We start from the raw sequence: 17,412 nt of genomic DNA on the forward strand, positions 1-17,412 counted from the left end.
GGGGCCGACGGGCGCGGGCCGCTAGGCTGAGAGGGTGTTCACACGTGCCTCCTCCCCCGCCGTCCGCTGGCGCACCGCACTGGCCGGTGCGGCGAGCGCCGTCCTGTTGACCGCCGCCTGCGCCCCCGCCGACGACGGGGCCGCCGAGGCGCCGGGGGTCGGCGGCGTCGAGCGCGAGGTGGCCTTCGAGGGCGGCGGGTACGAGGTGTCCGGCGCGTTCCGGATGCCCCAGGACGTCTCCGGCACCGTTCCGGGCGCGCTCATCATCTCCGGCAGCGGTCCCACCGACCGCGACGGCAACAGCTCCGTGCGCCCCCACGCCGGCACCAACCAGAACCTGTCCCGGGTGCTCGCCGACGTCGGGGTGGCCTCGCTGCGCTACGACAAGTACGGCAGCGGTCCGGACTTCGAGACGCCGGGCCCCGGCGACGAGGTCGCGCCGGTGGACCCGGTGATCTTCGACGAGCAGGTCGCGGCGGCCTACGAGGAACTCGTCTCCCAGCCGGAGGTGGACCCCGAACGGGTGGTCGTCGTCGGGCACAGCGAGGGCGCCCTGTACGCGCTGCGCGCCCACGAGCTCATCGGGGCCGAGCACCCCTCCCCCGCGCTCGTGCTGGCCGCGCCTCCCGGTACGCGCTACCTCGACCTGATCGACCGCCAGCTCACCGAGCAGGCGCGCGCGGTCGAGGCCTCGGGCCAGGTGGATGAGGGGCAGGTGGTCCAGCTGCTCTCGGACTCCCGTGCCGGACGGGCCGCGATCAGGTCCGGGCGTGCACTCAGCGAGGTGGAGATGCCCAGCGGGGGCGTCATGGGCGTCTACACCCCAGTCAACGAGGACTTCCTGGCCTACATGGACGCCTTCGACCCCGTCGAGCTGGCGGAGGACCTGCCCGGGGGCACCCCGGTGCTGGTGCTGTGGGGGGAGCGGGACGCGCAGGTCTCCCGGCAGGACGTGGACCGGCTGATGACCGGTCTGGACGGAGCGCGACGGGTGGACGTCCCCGACACCGACCACATCTTCCGCCGCTACCGGGACGAGCCCGGGGCCACGGTCCTGGACGCCCAGCGCCCGTTCGCCGAGGAGGTCTCGCCAGCGCTGGAGGAGTTCCTGGGCGCGGCCTGGTAGCCGCGCCGGGGCCTCACTCGGGGATGGAGTCCGGCAGCGCCTCGGTCACGGACAGAGCGAACTCCTCGGCGCCCGCCACCATGCGCTCCCGGTCGCCCGGGTCCTGCGCGTCGTAGCTGGCCGCCACGGTGTAACAGGTCTCCAGGTACAGGTTGGACACCCGGGCGCCGACGCAGGCGACCGTGTACGGGTCCTCCTGGACCCAGGCGACCGCCTCCTCGCCGACGCCTTCCAGCTCCTGCGCGTCGTACTGGGAGGTGGTGGTGCGCAGGTTGTCGGCGGCCGTCGTTGCGCCGCCCGGGTCGGGGGCGGCCACGGCCACCAGCGTCGCGGTGGCCGGAACCTGTTCGCCGGGGCCGCCGGGGGTCGCCCACCGGCACTGCCAGCCGGAGCCGAACGCCTCCTGCGGGCCGCCGACAGGCTCCTCGACCTCCAGTTCGTGGGCGGGCACCAGCTCGTCCAGCGTCCCGGTCTCGGCGACGGAGCACTCGGGCGCCGCCCCGAAGGCGCTCGCCTCCGGGGTGTCGCGCGCCACGACGTACCAGATCGCCCCGGCGGCGAGCACGACCAGCACCAGTGCGGCGGCGACCACGGCGACGGTGGCGCAACCGCGGCTCTGCGGTTGGACGGAGGCCACCACCTCGGGTGCGGGCTGCTGGGGGTGGGGCTGTTGCCACGGGGTGCCGGGGGGCGGCGGGTACTGCCCCTGTGGGGGCTGGAGGGGGTGGTAGGTCTGCTGCTGCCCGTGGGGCTGCGGTGCCTGGGACGGCGGAAGGGGCTGCTGTTGCCCGTCGTGCTGTGCCGGCTGAGGCGGCTGTGGTTCCCCGTGGGGCTGCGGTGCCTGGGGCGGCTGAGGCGGCTGCTGCTCTGCGCGCGACCGGGGAGGTTCCTGTGACCCCTGGGGCTGCGGCGCCTCATTCCCCTGCTGAGGCTGCTCCTCCTGCGGCTGGGGTGGCTCGTGTTCCCGCCGCTCCTGATGCTCCTGCGGTTGCTGCGGCTGAGGAGTTCGGGGGGACTGTTGGGCTTCCCGGGACTGCTCGGGCTCCCGCGGATCGGGCTGCTGGTCGTTCACAGGGCCTCTCCGAGCTGCACGGCGAACTCCACTGCCAGGTCCCGGGCCTCTCCGAAGTCGACCGGCTCGGTGCCGGAGGTCCCGGCGTAGGACACCCGCACCAGCAGGTTGTCGGTGGGGAAGGCCAGTTCGGCGGTACCAGGAGTCTGGCCGCGCCACACCCGGCCCTCCCCTGCGGGCAGTTCCACGGCCTCTCCGCGCACCGGCGTCAGGGCGGTGTAGGCCTCCCGCGCCCGCTGGGCGCCGGTGACCGCCTCCTCCCCCGTGGTGTCGGTGAAACGGGCGGACAGGTCCAGCCGGAGCACCCCCTGCGGCCCCTCGGTCAGACCGGCGGAGGACCACGAGCACGTGGTGCTGTCGCCGTCGGCCAGGGGCCCGTGCTCGGAGGACTCCAGTACCGCGCCGGGCACCAGGCCGGTGACGAGCGCGTCCGAGACCACCGCGCACCCGGGCGCCGCGGCGTGGACGTCGCCGCTCTCGGGAACGCCCGGGTCGTCCCCGTCCAGCCACAGCCCGCCGCCGATCGCCACCGCGGACAGCACCACCGTGCCCGCGCCGATCACGGCCACCCGCGCGAGAGGACCCACCCGGCCACCGCCTCCCTGTCGGTCACCGAGCCGACCGCACACGGGCGGCGGCCGCTGCGCGCGGCCGCCGCCCCTCGTGTGCCTGGTCAGCCGACGACGATGTTCACCAGCTTGGGCGCGCGCACGACCACCTTGCGGATCTGCTTGTCGCCGATGAAGCCCTGTGCCTTCTCGGAGGCCAGGGCCAGCCGCTCCAGCTCCGCCGGGTCGATGTCGGGCGCCACGGACAGCTTGTCACGGACCTTGCTCTGCACCTGCACCACGCAGGTCACGGACTCCTGCACCAGCAGGGCCGGGTCGACCTCGGGCCAGTTGCCGACGGCGACGCTGCCGCTGCGGCCGAGCTTCTCCCAGCCCTCCTCGGCCACGTAGGGCGCGAACAGGGACAGGCAGACGGCCACGGCCTCGGCGGCCTCGCGGACCGCCGGGTCGGCGGCGCCGGGACCGGAGTCGATGGCCTTGCGGGCGGCCGAGACCAGTTCCATGGTGCGGGCGATGGCCACGTTGAACCGGCGGGACTCGACCAGGGCGGTGATCTGGTCGACGGTGCGGTGCGTGGTCCGGCGCAGGTCGCTGTCGCCCTTGGCGGGGTCGGCTCCCGGCGCGCCGGCCGCGCCCGCCTCGCTCATCACCCGGTAGGCGCGGTTGAGGAACTTCTGCGCGGCGACGACGGAGACGTCGGCCCAGTCCACGTCCTCCTCGGGCGGGGAGGCGAAGAGCATGGTCAGCCGGACCGCGTCCACGCCGTAGGCGTCGATCTCCTTGCCCAGGTCCACGCCGTTGCCCAGGGACTTGGACATGGCACGGCCCTGGTTGATGACCTGGCCCTGGTTGGTCAGGCGGCGGAAGGGCTCGGTGAAGGACACCATGCCCATGTCGTGCAGGACCTTGGTGAAGAACCGGGCGTACATCAGGTGGAGCGTGGCGTGCTCCTTGCCGCCGATGTAGTGGTCCACCGGCCCCCACTTCTCCACCGCCTCGGTGTCGAAGGGGGCGGTGTCCAGGCGCGGCGAGCAGTAGCGCAGGAAGTACCAGGACGAGTCCACGAAGGTGTCCATGGTGTCGGTGTCGCGCTCGGCGGGGCCGCCGCAGGAGGGGCAGTCGACGTTGACCCACTCGGTGGCCGCGGCCAGGGGCGAGACGCCCTTGGGGGCCAGCTCGGCGCCCTTGAGTTCGGGCAGGGTGACGGGCAGCTGCTCGTCGGGGACGGGCACCTCGCCGCAGGAGGGGCAGTGGACGATCGGGATGGGGGTGCCCCAGTAGCGCTGGCGGGACAGCAGCCAGTCGCGCAGGCGGTAGTTGATCGTGCCCTGTCCGGTGCCGCGTTCGGCCAGGATCTCGATGATGCGCTCGATGGCCTCGGTCTTGGCCAGGCCGTCCAGCGGGCCGGAGTCGCGCAGGACGCCCTCCCCCGCGGTGGCCGTGCGCGTCTCGACGGGGTCGGGCTCGCCGGTCTCCACCACGACCCGGACCGGCAGGTCGAAGGCCAGGGCGAAGTCCAGGTCGCGCTGGTCGTGCGCGGGCACGGCCATGATGGCGCCGTGGCCGTAGTCGGCCAGGACGTAGTCGGCCGCCCACACGGGCATGCGCTCGCCGTTGACGGGGTTGATCGCGTAACGGCCCAGGAACACGCCGGTCTTGGGGCGCTCGGTGGCCTGGCGCTCGATGTCGGAGAGCTTGGCGACGTCGGAGCGGTAGGCGTCGAAGGCCTCGCGCTGTTCGGGCGCGCACAGCTCGTCGGCCAGGTCGGCGTCGGCGGCCACGACGAAGAAGGTCGCCCCGTAGAGGGTGTCGGGCCGGGTGGTGAAGACGGTGACCGGCTCGTCGCGGCCCTCGATGGCGAAGTGGACGTCGGCTCCGGTGGAGCGGCCGATCCAGTTGCGCTGCATGGCCAGGATCTCGTCCGGCCAGCGGCCTCCGTCGAGCTGGTCCATGTCGTCCAGCAGGCGCTGGGCGTAGTCGGTGATGCGGAAGTACCACTGGTTGAGGCTGCGCCGCACGACGTCGGCCCCGCAGCGCTCACACCTGCCCTGCACGACCTGCTCGTTGGCCAGCACGGTCTGGTCCTGGGGGCACCAGTTGACGTGGCCGTCCTTGCGGTAGGCCAGTCCGCGCTCGAAGAAGCGCGTGAACAGCCACTGGTTCCAGCGGTAGTACTCGGGGTCGCTGGTGTGCAGGCGGCGCGACCAGTCCACGCTGATGCCGTAGCGCCGGAACGAGGCCGCCTGGGTCTCGATGTTGGCGTAGGTCCACTCGGCGGGGTGGGAGTTGTTCTTGATGGCCGCGTTCTCGGCGGGCAGGCCGAAGGAGTCCCAGCCGACGGGGTGCAGGACGTTGTCGCCGCGCTGGAGGCGGTAGCGGCTGATGACGTCGCCGATGGCGTAGGCCTCCGCGTGGCCCATGTGCAGGTCGCCGGAGGGGTAGGCGAACATGTCGACGATGTAGGAGCGCGGGCGGGTGTCCCCGGGGTCCTCGTCGGCCTGGAACGGAAGCTCAGCGGCCCAGCGCGCCTGCCACTTGTCCTGGAGGGCCCGGGCGTCGTAGGTGTCGCCCGTCGTCTGGTCGCCGTCTACCGCTGTCATCGCCACGTGTTCCTTAGCCGGTTCGGGGTGTACAGCACTCAGGTTAGCGGTTGGCGGGTCGGGGCGCGGACGGGTTTCGCGCAGCCCCGCGCGGGTGCGCACGGGGGCGGCTGCCGGGGCGGCGGTCGGGGCACGGGGCCGGAGCGGTCCTCCTCCGCACCGTGCGGGCGGGCCCGGCGTCGCCGTGCTCCGCGCTCGCTCCCGGGGTCGCAGGGGACGGAGGGGAAGATCGGTGAGATTACGGACTCCCGCCCCCTCCACACCGACCAGCCGGTTTGTTACTCTTCCGTCAAAGTGGCGCAGAACACGCGACGCGGGTCACATCATCCCGAATCCTCGCGCGTTCACTGGACCCATCTGGCTGCGGGAGGCCCCCATGCTCAACCTGTCCGTGCTCCTGGAGGACGGCGCCCGATCGGCTCCGGAGAAGGAGTGCCTGGTCTTCGGCGACCTGCGCCTGAACTACGCGATCACCAACATGATCGCCAACCAGGTGGCCAACCTGCTGGTCGCGCGCGGGATCAGGCCGGGGGACCGGATCGCGCTGGCCAGCCCGAACGTGCCCTACTTCCCCTTCGTGTACTTCGGCGCCCTCAAGGCGGGCGCGGTGATCGTGCCGCTGAACGTGCTGCTGACCCCGCGCGAGATCGCCTACCACCTGGAGGACTCCGGGGCCAGGGCCCTCTTCGCCTTCACCGGCACGCCGGAACTCCCGCTGGGCGAGCGGGCCTTCGAGGCCTTCGGCCAGGTGGACTCCTGCGAGTTCTACGTGGACCTGCCCGCCTCCCCGGGCGCCACCGAGTCGACCATCGACGGAGCCGAGACCTTCTGGAAGGCGCTGGAGGGCCAGCCCGGCGAGTTCGAGACGGTGCAGGCCAGCTCCGACGACACCGCGGTCATCATCTACACCAGCGGCACCACCGGCAAGCCCAAGGGCGCGGAGCTGAGCCACCACAACCTGCTGCTGAACGCGGTCGGCTCCGCCCGGCTGGTCGAGGCCCACCCCGACGGCCGCGACGTCGCCCTCGTGGTCCTGCCGCTGTTCCACATCTTCGGCCAGACGGTCATGCTCAACGCGGCCCTGTACCGGCACGGCACGATGGTGCTCATGCCGCGCTTCGACGGCGCCGAGGCGCTCAGACTCATGGAGAAGGAGGGCGTCACGGCCTTCGCGGGCGTGCCCACCATGTACTGGGGGCTGCTGGGCGCCGTCCGGGCCGCCGATCCCGGCGCCTACGACCTGGAGAGGATCGCGGGCAACGTGGTGGACGCGGTCTCCGGCGGCGCCGCCCTGCCCGGTCAGCTGGCCGAGGACTTCACCAAGACCTTCGGCGTGGGCATCAAGGAGGGCTACGGCCTGTCCGAGACCTCCCCGGTGGTCTCGTTCAACGACCCCAAGGTCAAGGCCAAGACCGGCTCCATCGGGCTGCCGGTGTGGGGTGTGGAGATGAAGCTCATCGACCCCGAGTGGAACGAGGTGGAGGAGGAGGGCGAGATCGCGGTGCGCGGGCACTGCGTGATGAAGGGGTACCACAACCGCCCCGAGGTCAACGCGGAGGTGATCCGCGACGGCTGGTTCCGCACCGGGGACATCGCCCGCCGCGACGAGGAGGGCTTCTACTTCATCGTCGACCGCTCCAAGGACATGATCATCCGCGGCGGCTACAACGTCTACCCGCGCGAGGTCGAGGAGGTCCTGATGACCCACGAGGCGGTCAGCCTGGCCGCGGTCGTGGGTGTGCCCCACGACACCCACGGCGAGGAGGTCAAGGCGTTCGTGATCCCCAAGGAGGGCGCCGAGGTCACCGCCGAGGGGCTCGTCGCGTGGGCCAAGGAGAGCCTGGCCGGGTACAAGTACCCGCGCGAGGTGGAGTTCCGCACCGAGCTGCCGATGACCTCCACCGGCAAGATCCTCAAGCGCGAGCTGCGCGGCTGACATCCCGCGCGGTGGGGCCGGCCCTGTCTTCTCCGGGCCTCCGCTCCGCGTCGGCCCGCGGACCGGCCCCGCCCTCACCCCTTGACGGCTCCCTGGACGAGCCCGGAGACCAGGAAGCGCTGCACGAGGACGAAGAAGACCATGACCGGGATGGTGATGAGGGTGGAGGCGGCCATCACGTGCCCCCAGTCGTTGGCGTACTGGCCGAAGAACTGGCGCAGGCCGACCGCCACCGTGTAGTTCTCGCTCTGGGTCATGAAGGTCAGCGCCAGCACGAACTCGTTCCACGCCACGATGAACGAGAAGATGGCCGTGGCCACCAGGCCGGGCGCCACCAGCGGGAACAGCACCCGCCAGAACATCTGGCCCCAGGAGGCCCCGTCGATGTAGGCGGCCTCCTCCACCTCCACGGGCACGGCGGCCACGAAGCCGCGCATCATCCACACCGCCAGCGGCAGGGACAGCGCCACGTAGACCACGCCCAGGCCGAGCATGGTGTTGAGCAGCTGGAGGTCGCGCACCTGGAGGAAGAGCGGGATGACCAGCGCCTCCAGCGGCACCATCTGCACGATGAGGACCATCACCAGCACCGCGGTGCGGAACCGGAACCGGAAGCGGGCCACCGCCACGGCGGCCAGCAGCGACAGCACGCACGCTCCGACCACGGTGATGCAGGCGACCGTGAGCGAATTGAGCATGTACTGGCCGAACCTGGCCTCGGTGAGCACGTAGACGAAGTTGTCCAGGGACAGCCCCGTGGGCAGCAGCGCCCCGGCCCCCGAGGTGGCCCGGTCCGAGAACGCGCTGATGAGCATGAAGTAGACAGGGAAGAGCGTGAACAGCAGCAGGACGGCCACTCCGGCGGACTTGGCCAGGAACCGTCCGGTCCTGCGGACCTCGCCCCTGCGGCGGGCGTCGCGGACGCGGCCCTCCCAGTCGGTGTCGGCGGCGGATGCCTCTGTGCGCGTGACCACGGGCGTTCCTTCCTCAGCGGTGACCGGGCCGAATCCGGTTGTTCCGGGTTCGGACGGGGCCGTTAGACTCCTGCACTGTCCGGGGCGGGACGTCCTTCGCACCCCGGCGGAGGAGGAGTGATGGCCGTGTCGACAGGGTCGCCGGAGACGGTGGCGTAGCACCGTGCGCGATTTCCCCGGGCCCTCCCCCACCGAGGTCGTCATCAGCTGGATCCCCCACGACGCCCGCTTCCGCGACCGCGCGGTCCGGCACGCCCTGCGCGACCCCAGCGGACGGCTGCTGCACGCCTACGTCGAGAACCTGGTCAACCGCGACAACGACGACGGGCGCCCGCTGGGCGAGTACGACCTGCGGACCATGGGCGCGGTGCGCGAGGACCTGGACCGGCGCTCGCTGGCCTCGGTCGACTGGCGCCGGGTGCGCGACAAGCTCGTGGCGGGGGTCCACGACCCCGCCCGCTGAGCGGGCCGCGGGGGCCGCCGCGCTCATCGGAGCTCGTCCTCTCGGAAGAGCGCGCGCAGGTAGAACACGGTGATCACCAGCAGCAGCAGGGTGAGCAGCACGGCGATGGCCGAGCCCAGGCCGTAGTCGTTGTGGCCGAAGGAGCGCACGTAGGACCACACGCCCAGGTTGAGCACCTCCGAGCCGCCCACGTCGCCGCCGGGCATGAGGTAGATCTGCGCGAACACCTTGAAGTCCCAGATGGTGGAGAGCACGGTGACCACGGCGAACACCGGGCGCAGCACCGGGAAGGTGACGTGCCAGAAGCGCTTCCAGGCGCCCGCGCCGTCGATGCGGGCCGCCTCGTGCAGTTCGGCGGGGACCGTGAGCAGTCCGGCCAGGACCGTGACCGCCACGAACGGGAAGCCCCCGTGCACCACGTTGAGCGTGACGATGGCGTAGAAGAACAGCCGGTCGGCGAACCAGTTGTACCCGGAGGGCTCCACCAGGCCCAGGGAGGCCAGGGCCTGGGAGACGACGCCGCTGTCGACGTCGAAGATCCAGATCCACACGTAGGTTCCGCTGACCGCGGGCATGGCCCAGGCGACCATGATGCAGGAGACCACGATGATCCGGGGCACCGGGCGCAGCGTGGCCAGCAGCAGCGCCACCAGCGTGCCCACGACGATGGTGGTGACCACCGCGACTACGGCGAAGACCACCGTGTTGAGCAGGGCGACCCGCCACAGGTAGGGATCGGTGAGCAGGGCGGCGTAGTTGGCGAGCCCGATGAAGTCGGACTCGCCCGAGACGAGGTTGCGCAGCTGGTACTCGCGGAAGGACAGCCACACGATCCGGGCGAGCGGGAGCAACAGCAGCAGTCCGATGACCGTCAGCGCGGGGGCGAGCAGCACCCAGGGCAGGAGCGCCCTGCGGCCGCGGTGGCCCAGGAGCGGCGCCCGCCGCGGCCGGGGCCGTCGCGAGGACGGCTCGGCGGAGCGGGGGGCCTCGGGCCCCGGTTCGCTGCTGGCGGTGCCCAACCCGACCGGTGTTCGCACGTGTCTACCCCCCGTTGAGGATGCGCTCGATCTCGTCGGCCGCGCTCTCGGTGGCCTCCTCCACGGTGGCCTCGCCGTTGAGGATGTCCTGCTGCATGCCGACCAGGACCTTCTCGGCCTCGACCTGGGTCCAGGCGGGGGTGACGGGCACGCCCCGGCTGGCCTCGTTGAGCTGGACGGCGAAGGGCTCCAGGATGGGGTCGGCGGATTCGGAGAAGGTGTCGACCCGGTCGACCACGCCCGGGAAGAAGCCGGTCTCCTCCGACCAGCGCATGCCGAACTCCTCGCCGGTCAGGTGCTGGACGTACTGCCAGGCGGCCTCCTCCTGGCCGGTGCCCTCGAAGACCGACAGCAGCGAGCCGCCCGCGAAGGAGGGCATGTATCCGCCGTCCTGGCCGGGCAGGGTGAAGGAGCCCAGCCTGCCCTCCAGGTCGGGGTTGGCCTCCAGGATGGCCTTGGGGTTGGCGCTGCCGAGGATGGCCATGGCGGCCTCCTCCTCCGCGACGGCCTCCATGACGGCGATCTCGTTCCAGTTGACGGCGCCGGTGGTGGAGGTGCCGTCCTCCAGGGCCAGGTCGGTGAAGAACCCGATGCCGGCGCGGGCCTCCTCGCTGTCGATCTCCGAGACCCAGGTGCCGTCGGACTGCTCGACGGCGATCTCCCCGCCGCCGCCCCAGATCCACGGCATGACCGAGTACTGGGCGTCTCCGGGGACGGGGAAGGCGATCATGTCCTCCTCGGCCTCGGACAGGGCCAGGGCGGTCTCGCGCAGCTCCTCCCAGTTCTCGGGGATCTCCAGGCCGTGCTCCTCGAAGACGTCGGTGCGGTAGACGACGGAGCGGATGGAGGCGTACCAGGGGACGCCGTAGACACCCTCTTCCAACTGGCCCATCTCCATCAGGCCGGGGATGTACCGGGAGGTGTCCATGTCGTAGCCGGACAGGTCGTGCAGGGCTCCGGCGTCGGCGAAACCGGGGGTGAAGGTGTTGCCGAGCTCGGCGACGTCGGGCATGGTGCCGCCCGCGATGGCGGTGGAGATCTTGTTCTGGGCGTCCTGCCACGGCACGAACTCGACGTCCACCTCTATGCCGGTCTCCTCGGTGAACGCGGCGTTGGCCGCCTCGAAGAACCCCGTCTCGTCGGGGTTGGTGCCCTGCATGATCCAGACCAGGAGGCCGTCGGAGTCGGCGGCCCCGCCTCCTCCGCTCCCGCACGCCGTCGCGGCCAGGACCAGCGCCGCGACGGCGGCGGGGAGCGGAACGTACTTGTGGGTTCTTCTGCGGGCCATCGGCACGCCTCCCGTTCCTTTCGAGGGTCCCCTCAGGGTTGGTAGGAAACCTACGTAAAGAACCGCGTCGAGTGAAGTAAACCACTACCTTTTGTGTCTGAGCCGTTAGGAGGCTGGACATATCCGGAGTGTCGCGGCCGGTACGGCGTGTCGCACGAGTCCCTTTCGACCCGCTTGTCCCTCGGCTGTGCGTCCTTACTCGGACAGTCCGGTGACCTGGCGCAGGGTGGACAGGAGTTCGGCCCGCTTGTACACGGCCAGGCCGATGGCCGCGCCGAAGGCGGCGAGCATGTGCACGTAGACCATGGGGTCGCCCCGGGTGAAGCGCTCCGCGGCCTCCTCCTCGCCCACCGAGTGGGCCTCCCATGCGGTGGAGACGGCGAACTCCAGTTCGGGCGGGAGCATCTCGGCGACCATGCGGGCGACGGCCTCACGGGAGTCGGCGGGCTTCCAGACCACGCCGGTCTGCTGCACGCGGCGGCCGAGGAAGGCGGCGATGACCTTGAGCTCGGACGTGACGGCCTCGACGTCGTCGGCGGCGCGCGGGACGACCCCGTCGAGCTCCTGCCGGTTGCGGTCGGCGTAGGCCTCGATCAGGTCGATCGCGGTCCGCTTGACGTGGTCGGGCGCGTCGGGCGCGGGCGTGGTCCCGTCGGTGCTGCCGTCGGAGGATGAGGACACGTCGTGGTCCCTTCTGGTGGGTGTGCGGCCGGGGCGTGCCGGGCCGGGTCCCGCCGGTCGCGCGGCGGGGTGTGCGTCCGCCGGACACGCCCCGGGTCCATGATGCCGCGAAGCGGACCCGCACGGTCCCTGACAGGCCGAAGGTCCTCCCCCGGCGAACAAGGGGGAGGAGGGAGGGCCTTCGGCGCGCCCGTGCGGCGGTCCGCGGCGGCGGGTGGGGCGGCCGGTCAGAACCAGGGGCGCAGCGGCACGTGCGCCTCGGTGCCGTCCAGCTTGACGCCGAGGATCTGGTGCAGCTGCACTACGTCGCGTTCGAAGCCGAGCACGCACCCGGCCATGTAGAGACGCCAGACCCGGGCGGTGCCCGCACCGACCTCGGCGACGGCCTCGTCCCAGTTGCGGTCCAGGTTGGCGCCCCAGTGGCGCAGGGTCAGGGCGTAGTGCTCGCGCAGGTTCTCCTGGTGGCGGATCTCGAACCCGGCGTCGTTCATGGCGGTCTGAATCCGGCCGGGGCCCTCCAGCTCCCCGTCGGGGAAGACGTAGCGGTTGATGACGCCCCCGCGTTTCAGGGACGGCAGGTCGTTGCGCGGCCGGGTGATGCAGTGGTTGAGCAGACGCCCCCCGGGCACGAGCTTGTCGTTGAGCGAGGCGAAGTAGGAGGCCAGGTTGTCCGCCCCCACGTGCTCGGTCAGGCCGATGGAGCTGATCCGGTCGTAGCTGCCGTCGGGGACGTCGCGGTAGTCCATGTGGCGGACCTCGGCCAGCTCGGACAGCCCCTCCTGGGCGATCCTCTTGGCCGCCCAGTCGGCCTGTTCCTTGGACAGGGTGACACCGAGCGCGCGGACCCCGTGCTCGCGGGCGGCGTGCATGACCATGCCGCCCCAGCCGCAGCCCACGTCGAGCAGGCGCATGCCCGGCTCCAGGCCGAGCTTGCGCGAGACCAGTTCGTACTTGCGGAACTGGGCGCTCTCCAGGGCTCCGTCGAAGCGGCCGACCCGGTCCGGGGCCCCGTCCCCGTCGTCGAAGACGGCGCAGGTGTAGGTCATCGACGGCCCCAGGACCATCTCGTAGAAGGCGTTGGAGACGTCGTAGTGGTGGTGGATCACCTCGGCGTCGCGCTGCTTGGAGTGGCGCCAGCCCAGTCCGCTGAGGCGGCCCCGGCGCATCTCCTGCGGCGGCGGGGCGACCCGGTTGACGAACTTGACCCAGCCCACCGACCGCGCGATCGCGACCGCGTCGCGCACCGAGACCCCGAACCCGTCGGCGAAGACGAAGTCCGCCATGCGTCTGAGGGCGGTGTACATGTCCCCCTCCAGCTCCAGGTGACCGGAGACGTAGGCCCGGGCCAGGCCGACGGCGTTGGGGGACTGCGCCAGGTAGTTCACCGCGACCGGGGTCCGCACGTGCAGGGCCACGTCGCTGCCGGGGTCCCCCGCACCGCTGCCGTCGTAGGCGGTGAACCGGATGGGCGCGTCGGGTCCGACGACGCGTTCGAAGATCTCAGCGAGCCGCATTACTCTGTCCTTCCCTCTAGCCGGACGCGGTGACGTCCCCTAGGGTCGCGTCCCGGTGGTCTCGTGCCGTCAGCGGTTGCGCACGCACTTGGCGTACAGGTCGAGCAGCCGCCCGTCGGGGTCGTAGGCCTCCTTGAGCCCGGCGTAGGCGGTGCCGTTGTACAGGCGCCAGAACTCCTCCTCGCCGTAGAAGGAGTCCGAGTACAGGGACTTGTGGCCGCCCAGTTCGGCGACCGTCTCCTCCACCAGGCGGTTGTGGTGGGCCCGGCGCTGTCCCGGCTTCATGTCGACCAGGCCCCAGAAGCCGAAGTTCACGTAGAGGCGGTCGTGGTCGAGCGGGTAGAGCGGCCACACGTGCTCGCCCTCGCCCTGCCCCGGGCGGCGGGGCTCGCGGAGCCGGAGGGGGCACATCCACACGGGGGTCATGCCGATCTCGGCGTGGTAGGTGTCGAGGAACTCGGCACCGCGTTCGACGCCCACCTCGATGTCCTGGATGAGGGGTTCCTTGGGCCGCCGCCCCCGGTAGTGGTTGAGGAGGCGGGAGAAGTCGGTGCGCCGGTCCCAGGCGACCAGTCTGCGGTAGACGTCGGAGCGCTTGAGGAAGCGCGGCCACAGGGGGCGCACCAGCGGGTGCTGGGTGCCGAAGGCCCGGGAGCACCAGAACCAGTCCGTGTCCCAGCGCCACAGGTAGTCGGCGATGGTGAGGTAGTCGCCGGGGCCGCTGCCCGCGTAGCGCTGGATGGACCGGTAGTAGACCTCCTGGCCGGTGTAGTCGCTGGTCCAGGGGGCCTCGTCGGTGAAGCGGGCCAGCGTCAGGTACAGCTCGTCGGGACCGAAGGCGACCCCGTCCACGAAGTCGACCGGCTGGCCCCCGTACTCGCGGTCGGCGCAGACCAGGGCGAGGGCGTCCATGGCCTCGGCGGCCTTGTAAAAGCGCACGTGGCGCAGGTGCACGTACGGCGAGACCGGTTCGAGTTCGACGCGCAGGCGCAGGCTGTAGCCCAGGGTCCCGTAGGAGTTGGGGAAGCCGTGGAAGAGGTCGCTGTACTCGTTGTCCCTGGTGGCGGTGACGACGTCGCCGCCTCCGGTGAGGATCTCCATCTCCCGGACGGCCTCGTGCGGCAGGCCGCTGCGGAAGGAGGAGGACTCGATGCCCATGCCGGTGACGGCACCGCCGATGGTGATGGTGCGCAGCTGGGGGACGACCGTCGGCATGAGGCCGTGCGGCAGGGTCGCCGCGACGAGGTCCTCGTAGGTGGTCATGCCGCCGACGTCGGCGACGCGCTCGACGGGGTCGACGGAGATGACTCCGGTGAAGGCGGACACGTCCAGGGCCGGGGCGCCGGTGGGCTCGCGGAACCGGAAGAGGTTGGAGGTGGGCTTGGCCAGGCGCACCGGCGCCCTCTGGGGCAGGGCCCGGTAGTCGCGGCGCAGCTTGTGGACCGCCGCTATGTGCTCGGCCAGCCCCGTCCGCACGGGGGTGGCGCTGCCCGTGACCTGCTGTTGAGAAGTCATCCCAGTTCCCGTTCCGATGTCGGCGACACGCACTCGCGTGCCGGGTCGGCCATGGCCGCCGGGCGGCTGGGACGGCCGATCCACTCAGTTCTACCTACCGGTAACGGCTTTGTGCCACCCCATTTGTTCCGTGTCTTCCCCCTACTCGTCCTGCCTGAGGTCACGCCCGGAACACGGCCGCCGCGGGCGGATCCGACGCCGCCGCGCGGTGTCCCGCCGGTGCGGTGCGGAGGTGGTCGTAGGATCGGGGTTCGTGCGTATCGCTCTCGTTGACTCCGGTATCGGCATGCTCTCGACCGCGGCGGCCCTGCGTGTGGCACGGCCGGACGCCGACCTGTTCCTGTCGATGGACCCGGACCACATGCCCTGGGGTCCGCGTACCCCGGACGAGATCGTCGCGCGCGCCCTGGCCGGGGCCCGGGCCGCGCAGGAGGCCGCCGGGGGCGCGGCGCTGGACGCGGTGGTGGTGCCGTGCAACACCGCGTCGGTGCACGGGCTGGCCGAGCTGCGCGCCGAGTTCGAGCCGGACGTCCCGGTGATCGGGACGGTGCCCGCGATCAAGCCCGCGGCGGCGGCCGGAGGGCCGATCGCGGTGTGGTCCACCGCCGCGACCACGCGCAGCGGCTACCAGCGCCAGCTCATCGAGACCTTCGCCCGCGGCGTGGAAGTGACCGCGGTGGCCTGCGCCGGGCTGGCCGAGGCGGTGGAGTCGGCCGACCCGAGGCTGATCGACGACGCGGTGGCCTACGCCGCCGGACTGACCCCCGGCGACGTGCACGGCGTGGTGCTCGGGTGCACGCACTACGACCTGGTGGGCGCGCGGATCTCCGCGGCCCTGGGCGGGCGGGCGGAGCTGTTCACCGCCGCCGGAGCGGTGGCCGCGCAGGCCCTGCGCCGGATCGGCGAGAGGCCCGTGGGCGCCGCCCCGGGCCGGGTGCGGGTGCTGGCCAGCGGTCGTCCCTCCCGGCTGCCCGCCGCCGCGCTGTCCTACCCCGCGGGGCGCTCACTGGCCTCCGGGGTGGGCGCGGCGACCGTGTGAGGATGCCCCTCCCGCTCCGGTCCGGCCCGCCCCTGGCGTCACACCGGCGACGGCCGCCCCCTGTGACCGCCCGTCAGGGGTGGGGCGCCAGGGTCCCCCGCCCGGGGGCGCCGGCCCGCACCGGACCGTCCAGCGCACCGGCGGCCAGGGTGCTCACGAGGGTGCGCACCCCGACGGTGTCGTTGTCGTGCAGGAGGGTCTCCAGCAGGGACAGCGCCGCGCGCTGGTCCCCCGGCTGCTCGCGCACGTGGCGCCACTGGGGCTCGGTCGCCGCGTCCGAGAGCATCAGGGTCCGGCCGACCTGGCCGAGCGCGGTCAGCAGCGGGGTGTCGTGCGGCATCCTCTCCAGGGCGGCGTTGACCTGTTCGGCCTGCTGCTCGGGGTCGACCTCCTCCGCGGGCTGCGCCCGCAGGAAGTCCAGCACCTCCTCGGCCGGGGCCAGCGGCCGGACCGGGGGCATCGTCGCGATCATGGCGCGCACCTCGGCCAGGTCTCCCAGGACCTCCTCGGTGCTCCCCAGCTCCCCGATGAGCCGTTCCGCCCGCTGCGCGGAGCAGCTGGCCACCCAGCGGGCGCCGCGGACCGCGGCCAGGCGTGCGGCGGACAGGGCCAGCTCGGCGCCGCGGCGCGGCGCCCCCACCCGCTCGAAGTAGCGCGACCAGGTGGTCACCCGCACCCCCAGCCGCCAGTCGTTGCGCACAGCGCCCTGGCACACCAGGTTCTCCACCGCCTCCACCCACGCGGGCCGCAGACTCGGGTACGCCTCGGCCTCCTCAACGGTGGGCAGGGGGACGATGGCCTCCTGGGGCGGGCAGTGGCCCAGGCGGGCCAGCCAGGACAGCAGCCGGGCGCGCTCGAAGCGGATGCGCCGGTTCAGGGCCGCCCTGCGCGGATTGGTCTCGTCCAGGACCAGCTCCGCTTCCATGCGGTCCAGCACCTCCAGCGCCTGGGCGTGCTCGTCCTGGTGGCGCAGGGCCCTGACCAGGGTGAACACCCCCTCGGCGCCGAGCATGGCCGGGCCGGTGGCGGTGTGCTCGTAGCGCCGCAGCTCGTTCTCGGCCCGGTCGGCCAGGTCCTCGTCGATGAGCAGGTTGACCCGGGCGAGGGTGAAGGAGGGCCAGGCGGGGGTGCGCTCCCAACCGGCCAGGCGCCGGGTGGAGAGCAGTTCGCGGCGCTGTCCGGTGGTGCCGCGGGCGTCGATGTTGGCGTGGCAGCGCACCAGGGTCTCCAGCAGGGACACCGGCAGCGGCCCGTGGGCCAGGGGCTCGGGTTCGTCGTCGGCCGCCGCGCTCACCTGGGCGAGCGCGCGCCCGCCCTCGGCCAGGGCGCCCACGCGCACGGCCAGGGGCCAGTGCGCCAGGAAGAACAGGGTCGGCGGGCCGAAGACCCCCGGGACCGCGGCCTCGACCGCTCCCGCCTCGGCGACCAGTCGGCGCGCGGTGCGCAGCGCCGAACGGGCCACGGCCTCCACGCGCACCGGGTCCCCGGCCTCGCAGAGCACGGGCAGACCCGCGACCGCCTCGGCCAGCTCCGCCTGGCCGACCGCCCGGAGTCGTCGTGCGGTCTCCCCCGCCCACGTCCACATCGGCATGGTCTGC

General features: G+C 72.2%; 14 protein-coding genes. 4 read left to right on the forward strand and 10 right to left on the reverse strand.

The window, feature by feature from the left end:
* The first annotated feature begins 34 nt into the window (after positions 1-34).
* Positions 35-1,126: an alpha/beta fold hydrolase gene (locus PV789_RS21405; RefSeq protein ID WP_274974257.1), complete on the forward strand. Its 1,092-nt coding sequence runs from the start codon at positions 35-37 to the stop codon at positions 1,124-1,126.
* Between the two features lie 13 nt (positions 1,127-1,139).
* On the opposite strand, the gene PV789_RS21410 is transcribed toward PV789_RS21405, so the two are convergent.
* The 3 genes from PV789_RS21410 to leuS form a co-directional block, all read right to left on the reverse strand.
* The gene (locus PV789_RS21410) at positions 1,140-1,766 is read right to left on the reverse strand and encodes a hypothetical protein (protein ID WP_475465680.1); all 627 of its coding nucleotides are present in this window, start codon (positions 1,764-1,766) and stop codon (positions 1,140-1,142) included.
* A gap of 428 nt (positions 1,767-2,194) precedes the next feature.
* Entirely contained in the window at positions 2,195-2,785 is a 591-nt protein-coding gene (locus PV789_RS21415; protein ID WP_274974259.1) for a carbohydrate kinase family protein, read from the reverse strand.
* 86 nt (positions 2,786-2,871) lie between these two features.
* Positions 2,872-5,367: a leucine--tRNA ligase gene (gene leuS, locus PV789_RS21420; RefSeq protein WP_274974260.1), complete on the reverse strand. Its 2,496-nt coding sequence runs from the start codon at positions 5,365-5,367 to the stop codon at positions 2,872-2,874.
* A gap of 376 nt (positions 5,368-5,743) precedes the next feature.
* On the opposite strand from leuS, the gene PV789_RS21425 reads away from it, so the two are divergent.
* Positions 5,744-7,303, forward strand: coding sequence for a long-chain-fatty-acid--CoA ligase (locus tag PV789_RS21425; RefSeq protein WP_274974261.1), 1,560 nt, complete (start codon positions 5,744-5,746; stop codon positions 7,301-7,303).
* Positions 7,304-7,377: 74 nt separating this feature from the next.
* Here PV789_RS21425 and PV789_RS21430 read toward each other — a convergent pair whose 3' ends face one another.
* A complete protein-coding gene (locus PV789_RS21430) occupies positions 7,378-8,277 on the reverse strand; it encodes a carbohydrate ABC transporter permease (protein WP_274974262.1) in 900 nt (299 codons plus the stop codon).
* 163 nt (positions 8,278-8,440) lie between these two features.
* Here PV789_RS21430 and PV789_RS21435 point away from each other — a divergent pair, with 163 nt between their 5' ends.
* Complete coding sequence (locus PV789_RS21435) at positions 8,441-8,740, forward strand: hypothetical protein (protein ID WP_274974263.1); 300 nt, start codon at positions 8,441-8,443, stop codon at positions 8,738-8,740.
* Between the two features lie 23 nt (positions 8,741-8,763).
* Here the strand turns inward: PV789_RS21435 and PV789_RS21440 are convergent, their stop codons facing one another.
* The 5 genes from PV789_RS21440 to PV789_RS21460 form a co-directional block, all read right to left on the reverse strand.
* Complete coding sequence (locus PV789_RS21440) at positions 8,764-9,669, reverse strand: carbohydrate ABC transporter permease (RefSeq protein ID WP_212644324.1); 906 nt, start codon at positions 9,667-9,669, stop codon at positions 8,764-8,766.
* A gap of 112 nt (positions 9,670-9,781) precedes the next feature.
* Positions 9,782-11,065 carry a sugar ABC transporter substrate-binding protein gene (locus PV789_RS21445; protein ID WP_274974264.1) on the reverse strand — a complete coding sequence of 428 codons (1,284 nt, stop codon included), beginning with the start codon at positions 11,063-11,065 and terminating at the stop codon, positions 9,782-9,784.
* A 195-nt stretch (positions 11,066-11,260) separates the two neighbouring features.
* Positions 11,261-11,746, reverse strand: coding sequence for a hypothetical protein (locus PV789_RS21450; RefSeq protein WP_047870734.1), 486 nt, complete (start codon positions 11,744-11,746; stop codon positions 11,261-11,263).
* 227 nt (positions 11,747-11,973) lie between these two features.
* Complete coding sequence (locus PV789_RS21455; protein WP_274974265.1) at positions 11,974-13,260, reverse strand: SAM-dependent methyltransferase; 1,287 nt, start codon at positions 13,258-13,260, stop codon at positions 11,974-11,976.
* A gap of 69 nt (positions 13,261-13,329) precedes the next feature.
* Entirely contained in the window at positions 13,330-14,775 is a 1,446-nt protein-coding gene (locus PV789_RS21460) for an FAD-binding oxidoreductase (RefSeq protein WP_274974266.1), read from the reverse strand.
* A 253-nt stretch (positions 14,776-15,028) separates the two neighbouring features.
* On the opposite strand from PV789_RS21460, the gene PV789_RS21465 reads away from it, so the two are divergent.
* On the forward strand, positions 15,029-15,814 hold the full coding sequence (locus PV789_RS21465) for a glutamate racemase (protein ID WP_274974267.1): 786 nt from the start codon (positions 15,029-15,031) through the stop codon (positions 15,812-15,814).
* A 73-nt stretch (positions 15,815-15,887) separates the two neighbouring features.
* On the opposite strand, the gene PV789_RS21470 is transcribed toward PV789_RS21465, so the two are convergent.
* The gene (locus PV789_RS21470) at positions 15,888-17,405 is read right to left on the reverse strand and encodes a hypothetical protein (protein WP_274974268.1); all 1,518 of its coding nucleotides are present in this window, start codon (positions 17,403-17,405) and stop codon (positions 15,888-15,890) included.
* Positions 17,406-17,412 lie beyond the last annotated feature (7 nt).

The organism is Nocardiopsis camelliae, assembly GCF_028993595.1.
In the GTDB taxonomy this organism is placed as follows: Bacteria; Actinomycetota; Actinomycetes; order Streptosporangiales; family Streptosporangiaceae; genus Nocardiopsis; species Nocardiopsis dassonvillei.

Bases quoted from the DNA above. Each gene is read 5' to 3' on its own strand.
- leuS (WP_274974260.1), bottom strand. From the start codon at position 5,367: ATGACAGCGGTAGACGGCGACCAGACGACGGGCGACACCTACGACGCC.
- PV789_RS21425 (WP_274974261.1), top strand. From the start codon at position 5,744: ATGCTCAACCTGTCCGTGCTCCTGGAGGACGGCGCCCGATCGGCTCCG.
- PV789_RS21445 (WP_274974264.1), bottom strand. From the start codon at position 11,065: ATGGCCCGCAGAAGAACCCACAAGTACGTTCCGCTCCCCGCCGCCGTC.
- PV789_RS21455 (WP_274974265.1), bottom strand. From the start codon at position 13,260: ATGCGGCTCGCTGAGATCTTCGAACGCGTCGTCGGACCCGACGCGCCC.
- PV789_RS21460 (WP_274974266.1), bottom strand. From the start codon at position 14,775: ATGACTTCTCAACAGCAGGTCACGGGCAGCGCCACCCCCGTGCGGACG.
- PV789_RS21470 (WP_274974268.1), bottom strand. From the start codon at position 17,405: ATGCCGATGTGGACGTGGGCGGGGGAGACCGCACGACGACTCCGGGCG.